This is a genomic window from uncultured Hymenobacter sp., from assembly GCF_964242765.1.
Lineage (GTDB): Bacteria > Bacteroidota > Bacteroidia > Cytophagales > Hymenobacteraceae > Hymenobacter.
The window spans coordinates 1-15,078 of sequence record NZ_CAXTBM010000024.1; the positions used below are offsets into that span (position 1 = coordinate 1).

Below are 15,078 nucleotides of genomic sequence, written 5' to 3' on the forward strand. Positions count from 1 at the left end.
CCTACGATATTCTCAGGAAGGTGGGCCGCAACACGGCCACGGTCGAGACCTTCACGGTGAACGTTACGGACGGCCAGCTCACCTTGGCTTTCAGCAAGGGGGCGGCGGGCGCGGATGAGCCCAAGGTCTCCGCTATCGAAGTGCTCACTACTGGCGCTGCCCGCACCAGTGTCAACCCTGGCTCATTAGCCGCAGGACAGTCGGTGCAGGCTGTCTCGCTACAGAACGTAAGCGCCCAGGTACAGGTATACCCCAACCCATCCGAGGATGGCCGCTACCAAGTGCAGTTGCCCGCTGTGTTCCAACAGGGCGAGGTTAGCTACCAATTGGTTTCAGCCCAGGGCGTACTCGTGCGTAGCGGCAAGGCCAAGCTCAGCGGCAACACTCTCCCGCTCGACTTCTCGCAGACTGCATTAGCTGAAGGCATGTACCACCTACAATTAACCGGAGTTAAAGCGCAAGCTCACATCAAGCTCTTGCGTAAATAAGCTCGCACTAGCGGCGAAACATAGCAGCAGTGCGCGGCCCTTTAGCAAACAGAATGAAGTCGTTCACTTACTGATACAGTTGTTACCCAACATTCAAAAAAGCTCCGGCCGTTTGGTCGGAGCTTTTTTTATATGCTGCGTTAGGCGCATAATTATTTGGAACGTTGCCCTAAAGGCACAGTCGTATAGTTCTTACCTCCCTAGCTGGCTGCTCTCGTTGGCATTGCTGTGTTGGCTTCGACGCGTTTGTTGTTGGGGTCGGCTTCGCCAGAGTTGGACGTAAAAGCTAGCCGCGCCTAGCGCGTGTTGTTGCGCAGATGGCGCTCAAAATCCTCGAAACAATGGGGGTTGATACACAGAAAGATGCGGGCCTCTGCTGCTTTCTACGCTAGCGGAGGCCCGCATCTCAGTGGCTGGCCCTTCGTCTGTTGATTTGCCTCGAGCTTATTGCCCTACCATGAGCCGTTGGCTGTAGCTTTTACCGTTGAGTAGTAGTCGGCAGATATAAGTTCCTGGTTGGAGGCCCTTAGCTGTCAGCAAGTATTGGTAGTCGTGCCCCGCTTCAACGGTGCCCTCGTACGGGGTTGCTACTACCTGCCCAAAGAGATTATAAACTTGCAGGCGGGCATAACCGGTTTCAGCTATGCGCCAGTGCAGGCTGGTGCGCGTGGTGAAGGGGTTAGGATACGCCTCCAATACGGGGGCAGCGGCCACCTGCCGGCTGATTTTCGTGGGCGCATGAACTGTAAGTTCTTTGGCCAGTGCGCTTGGAGGGGGTACTACCACTTCCAGGGCCGCCAACTTGGGGTTATCGATGCCGCCGTCGGCGGCTAGAGCGCTGAAATCGAGGTTGAGTTCCCCGTCCGTAACGGTGACGAGGAAGGTCTCGGTGGTGGCCGTGTTGGGCGCTACTTTGCGCAAGATGTCATAGTCATCGAGCACTTTCGTACCCTCCGCTGTCACGTCGAAGAGGCGCTGACCGGGCGTATCCCAGTAAATTTCTGCAAAGTGCAGCGTAACCTTGTACTGGTTGTTGGGCAAAGGCAAGGCGTAGGAAAAAACTGCCCCTTGGCCGTAGCGCTCGGTTTGGTAGAGTGCTGGGTCGTTGGTATCGGCAATGGGGTTGGTGGTAGCAAACGTGTTGCCGGGCAGAGGCGCGAAGTACTGATCGGCCAAAAAGGAACCGCGCGTTGTTTCCACGCGCCCGCCGCCCGATTTCAGTTGGTAGAACACTTGGGGCTCGGTGCGGGAATTGAGGCGCACACTAGCCGAACCGCCGCTCACACTCGGGGAAGCCGCGGTGATGAAGTCCAAGGTACCATCGCTGTCGAGGTCACCCACGGCCAAGGTGCGCGGATTGTCGTTTACGATGACGGTATTATCACCACTGAAATTGCCCTGGCCGTCGTTGAGCCGCACGCTAACGGAGTTGGGCGGGCCGCCAGCAAGTAAGTCTAGGTCACCGTCGCCGTCTACATCACCGAACTTGCCAAACACCGAACGGGAACCCAGGTTCACGAAGCTGCTTACGCTGAACAGGCCTAGGCCATCGTTGAGGAGTATCGTTACGGTGCTGCCGGTGTTAACAGCGGCTAGGTCCAAATCACCGTCTGCATCGACGTCGCCGAGCAGAAGTCCTTCTTGCATGGTTGCCACACTGAGTTGCTGCCCGCTGCTCGCAAAGGTGCCCAGCCCATCGTTGAGCCGCACGCTAATGGAGCCATTGCTAATGCTGGATGTTATCAGGTCGAGGGAGCCGTCGTTGTTGACGTCGCCTAACACTACGTTGGCCGAATTCGTGGCGACGGGCACCAATTGACCTTCGCTGAAGCCGGCACTGCCATTGTTTAGGCGGACTCGCACCACCGGATTGCGGGTTGGCGAGTTGGTCGTTGTGCCCTCGGTTAGCAAGTCCAGGTCGCCGTCGCCGTCTATGTCGCCGAGCGTCCGGCCCCCTAACCCGCCAGCCTCCTGGTCGCCGAATAGGCCCCCGTTGTTGAGGCGCACCCCGTCGCTGGTTATCATGTCCAGGGTGCCATCGCCGTTCAAATCGCCGAGCAACACGTTGCCTGTGCCCGTCCCACTCACTTCTTGGCCCAGGGTAAAGGTGCCATCGCCAGCATTGAGGCGGACGCTTACCGTGCTGGTGGTGCCGGTGGTAACCTGGTTGGCCGCGAGCAGGTCGAGGTCACCGTCGCTGTCTACGTCGCCCACGGTGATGCCGTACAGGTTGCCGAGTGGCACGTCTGGTCTGCTGCGGAAAACTGCGGAACTAGGAGCCGTTGCAATAGTGAACTGAAACACAAAAGGCTTGGCCAAATTTTGCTGGCTGGTGCTTTGCACCGCGGTAGTCACGGTGGCAGAAACTGTTTCGCCGGCCCGAAAGTTTGCACTGGGAACGAGGTCAAGCCTGCTACCTGCTACGACGGTGTTGCCGGCTCGTTTGCCGCCGCTTTGCTGGCTGAATACCGCTAATGCTTGGCGAGTAGCTAGACTCTCACTTAGCAGTTGATTGAACTCCACTCCTACACCTCCAAATGCGGGCGCAGTTAAGGAATTTCGGTCAGGGAAGGTGCGCGAAACGAACAGACCCTGCGCGTGAGCACCAACGGTTGCTAAAAGCAACAGCATAGAAAACCCTAAGCGCTTACTGCTAGAGGCAGAATCAGCGCTGGAATCAAGCTGCCCCGAAGTAATGGTGGGTGGGGGTAAGAAAGGAAGCATAGGCGGATAGGATCAGTAAAACAAGTGGTTTTGGAAGCCGTGGGCATCACCCAGGGGCGAGTAAAGCTAAAAAACGCCTCCTTTAAAGGCTAGTTAAATATTTGAAATATTATATAAATATTACTTCGCTTTTGCACATCTCGTCGTGAATCCGGCCCAGCGTGTGGCTCCTATGCATCTTCCGCATTTAGGAGCCACGCTGAGCCGGGCTTCAACTTCCGCCGCAATACAGTACAAGCAAATTTTAACCCATACCCACTGGTAAGAGTCGTCGTGTATTCTTGTCTTTAGGTCGGTGCTAGGCGGCTCCGTCCAGTTAGGATGGCTGTGCGTTTCCCTCGTCCTAGCCAGAGCACCTAGATCAGCTAGCTCCACAAGTGAAGTGGGCACAACTCGCACAGTTAGCGTCGATAAGGATGGGCACAGTGAATCGGTCCTGCTTGGAAAGCAGAATCGGCAGGACCAGTAATGGGCATAGGACCACTAATCAATACCACTATTGAGTTGACGCCGACAACTCGATAGTGGTATCGATAAGTGAACTGCTTCTAGGAACCACAGTCAGCAAACAGTAACTAAGGTGGCGCTGACGTGCAGTTTTAGTTAGCGCGGCGGTAGTATGTAATAAGCTGAAACAAAGCTATATACTAAGCCAACTCATTCCGTGAACTGCAAGAATGCGCAGTACATACTTCCTAAAAAATGAGCACTAAGAAAAACTGCACGCCTCTTGCGAAAGCGACAACACAAACGGCTAGGACCAACCTCAGGGTGACGTAAGCTTGAAGCTGAAAGAGCTAGTTAAAAGCCCTCTTGGAGCTAATATGTGACACGGCGGCGCTTGTCCGTTGCGGGACAGCAGTGCTGTATGCACTCCATTCTCAGCCTGTTTTCCTCTCTAGGCGCTAGCTTTATAGCAGGCCACGAGTAATTATTGAATTGCAGTGCTAGACCAACTAGACAGGTAGCCAAAGTCTCCCTTATGATGCTGAATCAGCGCCGCCAAGTGGTTACTACCGTGCCGTAAAGCATTGGTGTTCAGCCGGAAACGAACAGGTTCGAAAACTACGTGCCAGCCCCGGTAGTTAGTCGGGGTCATGGTTAAACTGCGCCAGAAAGCATCGGCGCGCTTGATATAAGGAGCTGGAAAAGTCAAAAATCGAGGAAAAGAACTAAAGCAATACATGGGGGAAAGCATGTAAGGGATTGAAGTCAGTGGAATGATGCTAAGGGCAAGCATACCCAAATAGCGAAGTCGCAGCAGGTTGCCTATTAAGCCAATTAGGCTTAATAGGCAACCTGCTGAAAAGCAGGGAAACGGAAATTGACACTGCATGGCCAAGCATAGCATTGATTCGCAGGAAGTCAGCCATTCAGCGTAGCAAGTGTGCGCAAGATCCTCCCTACAACATAATAGGCAGTTCTCCAGCAAGAGCTAACTGAACACAAAACACTTTGGAAAATACACAGCTAAAACCACGAGCGGGACCGGAACAAACCGGAACGCACAACCGCTCACCCACGGTGCCGCAGGGACGTACCTCGAAAACCCAGCCCCAAATAAGGGCCAGCCGGTAAAAATTCGGCTAAACAGATTTCATGGCATTACGCCCGTACGGCACGGTTCACATTGGAGTAAGAAGGCTAGTGTAAAGCGAAGATAGAATATTTTATCAGCAGTAAATTATTTTAATTCTATTTTAACTTGATAGAGTCATACTATTTATCCATTTACACGCAGTTTTTGGATAATTGCACCCCCCAACGTAACCTCGGATATGGCACCATTTACGTGTTTTAAAACCGAAAAAGTAGTTGACACCTGCTATGGTGTTTCCCAACACTTACAATAATATAGTCCGCTGTACTTGAGCCGCAGTTATCTTATTAAACATCTGTTGTTTAATAAGATAACTGCTATTTGCTTGATATAATATCAACTATTAATAATTCAATAAAACTGTTTAAATACAATTTAGGCATTATTCATACAGCACTTATTCACTTCTTAAGACTTACTAAGAACCTTCTATAGTCTAACAGCTTTCAGCTATTGGTCTTTTAATAATTGAAGCTCAACCTAAAGCCACAATGTTGTTATTGCTTCAAGGAAGTATGCCCAAATAAATGAAGCGGTTTGCCTCTTAAACCCTCGCTGTGCGTGTAGTTCGACGGCTCAATTATTCGATCCTAAACCAATCGATATCCGTGTTACCGGCGTCGTTGAACTTGGTGAGGCGTGTACTGAAGACGCCAACTTTGGCCCCAATCCATTTCCCTTCCCGAGCTTGGAACTCCGTGCCTAACAACTGAAACGTTTGCCCATCGAGGCTATAGCTGAACTGACATTTGGCTCCCGCTTTTCTGGAAACGCGTAGATACAATGGCTGCCCAGCGGAAGCAGCGGGCACTTCCCCTGTTGGGGTACTTGTTTCTGTGGACAGTTTGTCGGCATCAAGGCAGGTGCTTTCACTGAGTTGCAGCTTGCCGCCTTGATAGGTGATGGATATATAGGCATAATTCATTCCCATCATCAATAGCCCCACTTTTTCGCCTTCTACCCGCGGCATAAAAGTTAGCTTAGCCGTGGCGGTAAACACGTCGGCCGGCAGCTTTTGCAAAAGCAGGTTGGGTGCCTGCCAGAGATTTTTAAACCCCTCGGGCAACTGCACCGAGTACAGGCGCAGGTAGCCTTGTGGCCCGTTGAGGTAAGCCCAATAGTCTTGCGGGTTGGCGTGCCATTGCCATTGCAACCCGAGCGAAGGGCCGCTGAACTCATCGGAGGTGGCCGGGGTGGCCAACGGCTGCGCCTTGCCTTTGATGGCCGGTTTGCGGTACGTAAGCACCGGCTGGCCTTTACCATCGCCATCGGGGTCTTCGCCTATCACCGGCCAGTCGTTCTTCCAGACCATCGGTTGCAGGTGCACCACGCGGCCATACGGGCCTTGATCCTGGAAGTGCAGAAACCAGTCTTCACCGGTGTTGGTGCTCACCCAGGCGCCCTGGTGCGGGCCATTGATAGTGGTTTTGCCTTGATCCATCACAATGCGCTCCTCATAAGGGCCATACACGTTTTTCGAGCGCAAAACCAGTTGCCAGCCGGTCGGCACCCCACCAGCCGGCGCGAAAATGTAGTAGTAGCCCTGGCGCTTGTAAAACTTGGGGCCCTCCAACGTAGGATGGTTGCGGTGCCCATCAAATACCAGTGCATCGGGGCCAATCAGGCGTTGTCCGTCTGGGCTCATGGGGCTCACGGCCAGAATAGTTTTGATGCCCGCCCGGCTGCCAGCGAAGCCGTGCACCAAGTAAGCCTTGCCATCTTCGTCCCAAAGTGGGCAGGGGTCAATCCAGCCAATTGCTTCCTTCACGCAAACAGGGGCCGACCACGGGCCAGCCGGGTTCTTGGCTTTCGTCACGAAAATGCCCAAGTCGGGGTCGGGATAGTAGAGGTAAAACTCTTTGTTGTGGTAGCGCAGGGCCGGAGCCCACACACCGTTGCCGTGCTGCGGTACGCGGTAACGAGCCAGTGGAGGCTGCTGCTCAAATACGGCCCCAGTGATTGACCAGTTAACTAGGTCTTTGGAATGCAGGATTTGCAAGCCCGGCACCGCGTTGAAGCTCGACGAAACCAGGAAGAAATCGTCGCCGACCCGCACCGCGTCGGGGTCGGAATAGTCGGCGTAGAGCACCGGATTTTTATACGTGCCATTGCCCAGGTCCGGCACCCACACTTTCGACAACGAAGAAACCTGCGCCTCTACCAAATTCGGCAACAAAACAAACAGTAACAGACCAAGCAACCTGCTAAGCCAGCAGGTTGCTTTTGCCAAGACATTAGGTAGCGAAAGTTGAACGTGTAAAATCTTCATATTTAAGAGGCGAGATAAAGCGCCTAGTGACCAGAAAGAAAATGTGCGGCGGCAAGGTAAAGGATTATTACAAATCCATTTAACTGAAAATTATCCCGCAGGATAAGCTATCAACTTCTATCAAGTGAAATTATACTTTATTGAAAGCACAGCTTTTCTATAAAACGCAATAAATTTTCATTACTTAACTTAAAACCCGGTTTAACAGTCAGAAGCTGCTCTGCATTTGAAATACAGATTTAGTATTTTGATTGTCAGTGATTTATATATTATCCAACTAAAATATACGAGAGCGAATGAAGTGTAACAACTCATCGTTTTCCGGAGTAGATAATCCACTGGCAACGTTGCCGGCAACGTTGCCAAGCTTATTTAGTGGCATTTATATATTTCCGTTAAAAGTTCTATTTATATTTATTGCGCACGAATATAAACCTTGGTGTATTTTCTTGTTTTCGTTCTCGTTTTACACCACCTGAGTGGGCATGGCACAGGGTATTTTTGATATTTCTTGCGCCTCACGGCCGACTACCCTTCACTAAGTTTAGGCTACTGGAAACAGGTTTTATCAAGCCAGTAAGTAGCTTAAGTTGCCTTTTGCGTTTGTTTGCATCTAACATCCCTCTTATGCGCTACTACCTGCTGAAAATTGTCGCCGGGCTGAGCTTATTCTGGCTAACCGCCTTCAGCTCGCCACCCAACAAAATCACGGTCTATCTTATTGGTGATTCTACGCTGTCGGTAAAGGAAGTGAAGGCGTATCCGGAAACGGGCTGGGGCATGCCCTTTGCTTTCTTCTTCGATGAGACTGTTACCGTGGATAACCGCGCCCAAAACGGCCGCAGCACCAAAAGCTTCGTGGCCGAGAACCGGTGGCAACCCGTGGCCGGTGCCCTCAAGCAGGGCGACTACGTCTTCATTCAGTTCGGCCATAACGACGAGGTACCAACCAAGCGGAGCTACACGCCGGAAGCGGACTACAAGAATTATCTGGTTCGCTTTATCACCGAAACCCGTGCTAAAAAAGCGACGCCGGTACTCCTGACGCCCGTGGCGCGGCGCAAGTTCGACGCGGCCGGTAAAATAGAGGAAACACACGCCGTATACGCCGAAATTGTCCGCGCCACGGCCCGCGAACAGCAAGTTGCCCTTATCGATCTGGACCGGGAAAGCCAGGCACTGCTCCAACAGTTCGGGCCCGAAAACTCGCGGCTGCTGTTCAACCAGCTCGCCCCCGGCGAGCACCCCAACTACCCCGATGGCAAGGAAGACAACACCCACTTCAACGAACTCGGGGCCCGCAAAATGGCTGAAATCGTGCTGGCCGATATCCGCACCCTCCAGTTGGAACTGGCCAACCGCATTGTACAGCGGGCCGCCGCCAAAACCGTTGATCCGCAGGCGCGCTAGCGTGTAAGGTTCTCAGTGCGAACATCTTTGCTTTCAATTCTCTATTGCTCTTGCTTATGCCCACTTCTGGTTTCGTTAGAACCTACGGCCTGCTGCTGTGTCTGCTTTTGCTGCTGACAGCTTTTGCCACGCCTAGCCCCCGGAAGATCAAGCTCTACTTGGTTGGCGATTCTACGATGGCTAACAAGGTTAAACAGACCTTCCCGGAAACCGGCTGGGGCATGCCATTAAGCACGTTTTTCGATACCACAGTAGTAGTGGACAACCGGGCGCAGAACGGCCGGAGCACCCGCACCTTTCTGGCCGAGAACCGCTGGCAGCCCATTGTTGAGGCCTTGCAGGAAGGCGACTACGTGTTCATTCAGTTTGGCCACAACGACGAAGCCGAAAACTACCCCGACCGCTACACCCCGCCCGAAGACTACCGCAAGAACCTACTTAAGTTCGTGACCGAGACGCAACGCAAAAAAGCCAACCCCGTGCTGTTCACCCCCATCACGCGCCGCAAGTTCGACAAGGACGGCCGCATCACGGAAACCCACGTAGCCTACTCGCGAGTAACAACCGAAGTAGCCAGACAATCCAAGGTGCCGCTCATCGACCTCGACAAGATGAGCCGGGAGTTGGTGCAGCAGTTCGGCGTCGAGCAATCGAAGCTACTTTACCTGCAACTCGCGCCCGGCGACCATCCCAACTATCCTTACGGCCGGCAAGACAACACCCATTTCAGTGAGCTGGGCGCCCGTAAGATGGCCCAACTGGCCGTAAACGAAATGAAAGCACAACACTTGCCCTTAGTGGAGCGCATGGCTAAGCCGCTGCCCAAAAATGCCGTGCCGCCCGCCACTACCAGCAAAGACTCGCAGCCCACCACTCCATGAAGCACTTTCTCTCTTTTGTGTGGTTGAGCTGGTTGATGCTCGGGCGAGCATTTGGGTACGACTTCGTGGTAGCCCAGGATGGCAGCGGCACCTACCGTACCGTGCAGGAAGCCTTCAATGCCGTGCCCGATTTTCGGAAGAAGGTCACCACTATTTTCATCAAGAAAGGCATCTACAAAGAGAAGCTGATTTTGGCCGGCTCAAAAAGCTTCGTGAAAATCATCGGCGAAGACCTCACCAAAACGGTGCTGACGTACGACGACTACAATCAGAAAAAGAACATCTTTGGCGAAGACAAAGGCACCTCAGGCTCAGCGAGCATCTACATCTACGGCGGCGACTTTTCGGCCGAGAATATCACGTTCCAAAACTCCTCTGGGCCAGTTGGGCAGGCCGTGGCCGTGTGGGTGGCTGGCGACAAAGCGCGGTTCAGGAACTGCCGCTTTCTCGGGTTCCAGGACACGTTGTACACTTACGGCTACGGCAGCCGGCAATACTACCAGGATTGCTACATCGAAGGCACCGTGGATTTCATTTTCGGTAGTAGCACGGCCTGGTTTGAGAACTGTACCATCTTCTGCAAGAAGAACGGCTACGTTACGGCGGCTTCCACGCCCGACAGCACCCGCTACGGTTACGTATTCAACCGCTGCACCGTCGCGGGCGACGCGCCGGCAGGCAGCTTCTACCTCGGCCGGCCCTGGCGGCCCTACGCTAAAACTGTGTTCCTGAATTGCGAGTTAGGGCCGCAGATCAACCCGGCCGGCTGGGACCCTTGGGGCAAGGACAGCAACAAGCAAACTGCTACTTATGCCGAGTACAACAACAGAGGCAAAGGCGCGCAGCCCAAGCAGCGTGTGTCCTGGTCGCACCAGCTCACTGAACAAGAGGCCCGGCAGTACACCCTTGACTTGGTGCTTCGTCACTGGAACCCCACCCAAGATTAAATTGATGCTTCGTTTGAAATATATAGTAGCCACCGCCCTCCTGGCAACCACTTCGCCCCTGCTCGCGCAGGTCGTGGCCCCAGCGGCAACGCCCAAGCCGGCGGAAGCTCCCTCCTTCAACAAAACCATACGGCTAACGGTGGCACAGGACGGCTCGGGCGACTACCGTACTATTCAGGAGGCCGTCATGGCCGTGCGCGACTTTATGCAGGTCGAAGCCACCATCTTCCTCAAGAACGGCACCTACAAGGAAAAGCTGGTGGTGCCCTCGCAGAAGACGCACATCACGCTGCTCGGCGAAAGCAAGGAAGGCGTGGTCATCACCTACGGCGACTACTCCGGCGACGCCGAGAAGCACACCACCTACTCCTCCTCCACCGTGCGCGTGCAAGGCAACGACTTCTCGGCCGAGAACATCACGTTTGAAAACTCGGCCGGTCCGGTGGGCCAAGCCGTGGCCCTGCACGTGGAAGGCGACCGGGCCACGTTCCGTAACTGCCGCATGCTCGGCCACCAGGACACCTTGTTTCTGGCCGTCGAGAACAGCCGCCAGTACTACCAGGACTGCTACATCGAAGGCACCACCGACTTCATCTTCGGCGCCAGCACGGCCGTGTTCGAGCACTGTATCATCTTCAGCAAGCGCGACTCCTACATCACGGCCGCCTCTACCACGCCACGCCAGAAGTTCGGCTTCGTGTTCCTGGACTGCCAGCTCACGGCCGCGCCAGAGGCCAAGAAGGTGTACCTGGGCCGGCCCTGGCGACCCCACGCCAAAACCGTGTTCCTCAACACCGATATGGGCGCCCACATCACTGGTGCTGGCTGGGAAAACTGGCGCAACCCCGACAACGAGAAGACCGCCTACTACGCCGAATTCAATTCCCGCGGCCCCGGCGCTTCAGTCACAGGCCGAGTGGCTTGGTCGCACCAGCTCAAGGTTAAAGAAGTGAAGCCGTATACGCTCCAGCACATTTTCGCTGGGTCCACGGCGTGGGTGCCGCAACGGAAATAGCTTGAATAGCCTAGCGAAGTAAGCTGCTTGAATGCGGCAACCTTGCACCAACAAGCGTAGCAGCAATTGCTAGAAGTATGGATGTCCCTTAACCTGACAATCCTATGCCTGACCTCATCCTAGGGAAACAGCTCGAACCAGAGCTAGCACCCTCCGCCATCGCGCAGCAGCGCCTGATTAGCCAACGCATCGGGACCGAAAAGGGAATTGATCCGGCGGCAGTGGTGCGCTGGATGGGAGCGATGCAGGCGCAGGATTACGGGCAGGTGATGTGGGCTGTGGGGTTGCGCACGCAGTCTTCGTCCGTGTTAGAGGTTGAGCAGGCTATTGCCCACCGAAGCATCGTGATTACCTGGCTGATGCGGGGCACCATTCACCTGGTGTTTGCCGAGGACGCCCAATGGATGAGCCAGCTTTTCGGACCGAGACTGCTGGCGGCCGCTGGCACGCGCCGTCAGCAGCTAGAGATAGATCAAGCACTTATTGACCGAACCAAAACTCTTTTTTGCCGGGCTTTGCGGGACGGGCAGCAATTGACTCGGGCAGCCTTTATGCAATTGCTGGAGCAAGCCGGCATTAGTCCGAAGGGGCAGCGCGGCTACCATCTGCTGTGGTCGTTGGCATTGGAAGGGCTCATCTGCTTCGGTCCTCGTCGCCACCACGAGCAGACGTTTGTGCTGTTAGAGGAATGGGTGCCAAACCCACGAAGTTTATCGAAGGAAGAAGCAGTAGCGGAGCTTGCCACTCGCTACTTTACCAGCCACGGCCCGGCCAGTCTACACGACTTCGCTGGTTGGACAGGCTTGCCCATGGCCGAGGCCCGGCGAGGACACGAAGCCATAAAAGCCGGACTACTAACCGAGAAAGTAGCGGGCAGCACCCAGTGGCTGTCCGCACTGACGAGCGTTGTTGCCCCGTCGGGGCTGCCAAGGGTTTGTTTGCTGCCCGGATTCGATGAGTACTTTCTTGGGTACAAGGACCGCAGCGCGGTTTTGGCCACTGAACACGCCAACCACATTTGCCCCGGCGGCAACGGGATATTTAAGCCGATGCTGGTGGTTGACGGGCAAATTGTGGGCACGTGGAAACCGAAGATCAGTGAAGGCAAGGTGGCTGTTGCAGCGCAGCTTTTCTTGCCGGCACAGGTACCGCAGGCCGCAATTGAAGCCGCTGCTGTGCAGTACTGTCACTTTTTGGGCTTGCCTCCCGGAACGGTGACGCTCAGCGAAGATGCAACTGACTAGACGCTCACTTTCCGTTATTTACTGTATGGATGTTTCTTTATTGGTAGTGCCTTACGATTCTGCCCGTGAAGCATGGCGCATGGGCGCAGGACCAGCGCGCTTGCTGGCGGCGTTGGAGCCGCAATTACGCCAAGCCGGCCACACTCCTATTCCGGAAGTAATCAAGCTTGAAGACGCATTTCCAACGGAAATCAATTCTAGCTTCGCCCTAAATCGGCAATTGGCCGAGCAGGTTCGGTTGGCGCAGGCCCGGGGCCGTTTTCCACTGGTGCTAGCCGGCAACTGCGGGGCGGCGCTGGGCGCCGTAGCAGGCTTACTTCATCAAGATGTTGGGGTGGTTTGGCTGGACGCGCACGGCGACTACAACACCCCCGAAACCAGTGAAAGCGGTTTTCTCGACGGCATGGGCTTAGCTGTCCTTACGGGGCAGTGCTGGCAACCCCTAGCCCGTTCGGTGTCTGGTTTTCGGTTGGTGCCCCCAACGCGCGTACTCCACGTTGGGGGACGGAATTTCGACACGCTGGAACTGGCCGCTCTCCAACGCGCGGGCGTAACACTGGTAGCACCCCAGCAGCTAAACGAGCAAAAACCCATGAGCACACTCGAACCGCTGGTAACGGCCCTGGCCGCGCAGGTAACGCAGTGCTATGTGCACATAGACTTGGATGTGCTTGATGCCGAGCAAGTCGGCCGAGCCAACCCGTATGCTTCGGCCGGCGGCTTGACGCTGCCCCAGGTGCTTGGTATTTTGGAAACCGTGCAGCAGCATCTCTCCATTTGCGCAGTCACCTTTGCCTCCTATGATCCGCAAGCAGATACAGACGGGCGAGTGCTGGCCGCTACTTTGCGCATCGTCCAGCAACTACTACCAGCCTCTTAACTGTTTAGCTTATAATACGGTTGGCCAACCTCCCCACCTGCACGATTGAGTTGACCAAGTGCCGTGGGGCTTACCCCAGGTGCCAGCCTTGGCGGTAGTCGCGCTTAACAAAGCGGTTGACTTCGTCTAGATTGGTAACTTTCATTTGCTGGTTGTCCCACAGCAGTTCGATGCCGCGACCAGGATACGCCATGCCCTGGCCGTCGGCTTTTGGGCGTTGCAGGTCGTAGCCCCGAATAGCTAAGTTGGCCATGAGCAGGGCTTCCGTTAGGGGGCCGGCCAGCTCGAAGGGCGAACTAACCTCCTTGTTGCCGTAACCGGCCAAACAAGCTTCCACCCACTGGGCATAGTGGCCATTGGCGCCTTCGGGCACGCGCGCTAACGTTGGCTTTACCTGCACTTCCTGGGTGCGCGAAGTGGGCAGCAAGCGCGGATCGGCGGAGTAGGTACTGGCCATCATCTTGCCTTTCTTGCCCACGAACAAAATGCCGTTGCCGCCGTCGCCGAACACTTCGTTGGGCCCGAGTTCGTCGGGCCGTTCGGGTTGAATGCCGCCGTCCATCCAGTGCACCGTTACTTCGCCCTTGGTCTTGTTGGTTTTCGGAAAAGTGAGCGTGACGTGGCTGGAGGGCGGGCAGCTTTCAGGGAAGTAGCCGCGCTTGAACTCGTCCACGTACACGCTGCCCACACTGGCTTGCACGGCCGTGGCATACTGTAGGTTCAGCACGCGAAACGGCGCTTCGAGCAGGTGGCAGCCCATGTCGCCGAGCGCGCCCGTGCCGTAATCCCACCAGCCCCGCCAGTTAAAGGGCACTAGCTTATCGACATATTCTTTGTAAGGTGCCGTACCGAGCCACAAGTCCCAGTCTAGTTCCGTTGGCGTACTGGCTTTGGTAGTAGGCCACACTATGCCTTGGGGCCACACGGGCCGGTCGGTCCAGCAGTACACGGTGTGCACGTCGCCGATGATTTTGGCATCATACCACTCCCGTAGTTGCCGGACACCGTCGTTGGACGCGCCCTGGTTGCCCATCTGGGTTACCACCTTGTAGCGTTTGGCGGCTTCGGTCAGGGCCCGGGCTTCGAACAGATCGTGGGTGAGCGGCTTCTGCACGTACACATGCTTGCCCAGCTGCATGGCCGCCAGAGTCACGACGGCGTGGTTGTGGTCGGGCGTAGACACCGAAACGGCATCGATGTTCTTGGCTTCCTTGTCCAGCATCTCCCGCCAATCCTTGTAGTATTTGGCCTGCGGAAAGGCTTTTACCGAGTTGGCAGCGCGCCGGTCGTCCACGTCGCAGAGGTAGCCGATGCGGGCTTTACCGGTTTTGGCAAACGCTGCTATATCACTTTGGCCTTTGCCCCCCACTCCTACCCCAGCCACCACCAGCTGGTCGCTCGGGGCGGTGTAACCCCGGCCGCCCAGCACAAAGCGCGGGACAATCATGAACGTGGCCACTGCCGCGACACTCTGTTTGACAAATTCGCGGCGGGACGGGGAATTGGGGGTCTGACTCATAGCGCTTGGGAAGAACGGAAGGTGGGAGAAGATAGTGGGAAAAGATACGGATTTGTCTCACTTTTTCTCTTGCCAATGCTACCGCGGCTCTTTTGTTGATT

The 15,078-nt window shown here is 55.2% G+C and carries 10 protein-coding genes; 7 read left to right on the forward strand and 3 right to left on the reverse strand.

The window, feature by feature from the left end; genetic code table 11:
- On the forward strand, positions 1–488 hold a 488-nt coding region (locus ACFE7X_RS12025), incomplete at its 5' end, for a T9SS type A sorting domain-containing protein (protein WP_375435915.1).
- A 444-nt stretch (positions 489–932) separates the two neighbouring features.
- On the opposite strand, the gene ACFE7X_RS12030 is transcribed toward ACFE7X_RS12025, so the two are convergent.
- Both ACFE7X_RS12030 and ACFE7X_RS12035 read right to left on the reverse strand, forming a co-directional pair.
- Complete coding sequence (locus ACFE7X_RS12030) at positions 933–3,212, reverse strand: FG-GAP-like repeat-containing protein (RefSeq protein ID WP_375435916.1); 2,280 nt, start codon at positions 3,210–3,212, stop codon at positions 933–935.
- 2,180 nt (positions 3,213–5,392) lie between these two features.
- Positions 5,393–6,988 (reverse strand): glycoside hydrolase 43 family protein, encoded by a 1,596-nt coding sequence (locus tag ACFE7X_RS12035; protein ID WP_375435917.1) that lies wholly within the window; start codon positions 6,986–6,988, stop codon positions 5,393–5,395.
- A gap of 720 nt (positions 6,989–7,708) precedes the next feature.
- Here ACFE7X_RS12035 and ACFE7X_RS12040 point away from each other — a divergent pair.
- The 6 genes from ACFE7X_RS12040 (at position 7,709) to ACFE7X_RS12065 (ending at position 13,458) form a co-directional block, all read left to right on the forward strand.
- The gene (locus ACFE7X_RS12040) at positions 7,709–8,491 is read left to right on the forward strand and encodes a rhamnogalacturonan acetylesterase (RefSeq protein WP_375435918.1); all 783 of its coding nucleotides are present in this window, start codon (positions 7,709–7,711) and stop codon (positions 8,489–8,491) included.
- Between the two features lie 56 nt (positions 8,492–8,547).
- A complete protein-coding gene (locus tag ACFE7X_RS12045) occupies positions 8,548–9,372 on the forward strand; it encodes a rhamnogalacturonan acetylesterase (protein WP_375435919.1) in 825 nt (274 codons plus the stop codon).
- Entirely contained in the window at positions 9,369–10,319 is a 951-nt protein-coding gene (locus tag ACFE7X_RS12050) for a pectinesterase family protein (protein WP_375435920.1), read from the forward strand. The genes ACFE7X_RS12045 and ACFE7X_RS12050 overlap by 4 nt, the downstream gene beginning before the upstream one ends.
- 4 nt (positions 10,320–10,323) lie before the next feature.
- The gene (locus ACFE7X_RS12055) at positions 10,324–11,334 is read left to right on the forward strand and encodes a pectinesterase family protein (protein ID WP_375435921.1); all 1,011 of its coding nucleotides are present in this window, start codon (positions 10,324–10,326) and stop codon (positions 11,332–11,334) included.
- Positions 11,335–11,438: 104 nt separating this feature from the next.
- Entirely contained in the window at positions 11,439–12,578 is a 1,140-nt protein-coding gene (locus tag ACFE7X_RS12060) for a winged helix DNA-binding domain-containing protein (RefSeq protein ID WP_375435922.1), read from the forward strand.
- 25 nt (positions 12,579–12,603) lie between these two features.
- A complete protein-coding gene (locus ACFE7X_RS12065; RefSeq protein ID WP_375435923.1) occupies positions 12,604–13,458 on the forward strand; it encodes an arginase family protein in 855 nt (284 codons plus the stop codon).
- A gap of 70 nt (positions 13,459–13,528) precedes the next feature.
- Here the strand turns inward: ACFE7X_RS12065 and ACFE7X_RS12070 are convergent, their stop codons facing one another.
- A complete protein-coding gene (locus ACFE7X_RS12070; protein WP_375435924.1) occupies positions 13,529–14,977 on the reverse strand; it encodes a Gfo/Idh/MocA family protein in 1,449 nt (482 codons plus the stop codon).
- Between the last annotated feature and the right edge of the window lie 101 nt (positions 14,978–15,078).

Bases quoted from the DNA above. Each gene is read 5' to 3' on its own strand.
- ACFE7X_RS12060 (WP_375435922.1), top strand. From the start codon at position 11,439: ATGCCTGACCTCATCCTAGGGAAACAGCTCGAACCAGAGCTAGCACCC.
- ACFE7X_RS12070 (WP_375435924.1), bottom strand. From the start codon at position 14,977: ATGAGTCAGACCCCCAATTCCCCGTCCCGCCGCGAATTTGTCAAACAG.
- ACFE7X_RS12045 (WP_375435919.1), top strand. From the start codon at position 8,548: ATGCCCACTTCTGGTTTCGTTAGAACCTACGGCCTGCTGCTGTGTCTG.
- ACFE7X_RS12030 (WP_375435916.1), bottom strand. From the start codon at position 3,212: ATGCTTCCTTTCTTACCCCCACCCACCATTACTTCGGGGCAGCTTGAT.
- ACFE7X_RS12055 (WP_375435921.1), top strand. From the start codon at position 10,324: ATGCTTCGTTTGAAATATATAGTAGCCACCGCCCTCCTGGCAACCACT.
- ACFE7X_RS12050 (WP_375435920.1), top strand. From the start codon at position 9,369: ATGAAGCACTTTCTCTCTTTTGTGTGGTTGAGCTGGTTGATGCTCGGG.
- ACFE7X_RS12065 (WP_375435923.1), top strand. From the start codon at position 12,604: ATGGATGTTTCTTTATTGGTAGTGCCTTACGATTCTGCCCGTGAAGCA.
- ACFE7X_RS12040 (WP_375435918.1), top strand. From the start codon at position 7,709: ATGCGCTACTACCTGCTGAAAATTGTCGCCGGGCTGAGCTTATTCTGG.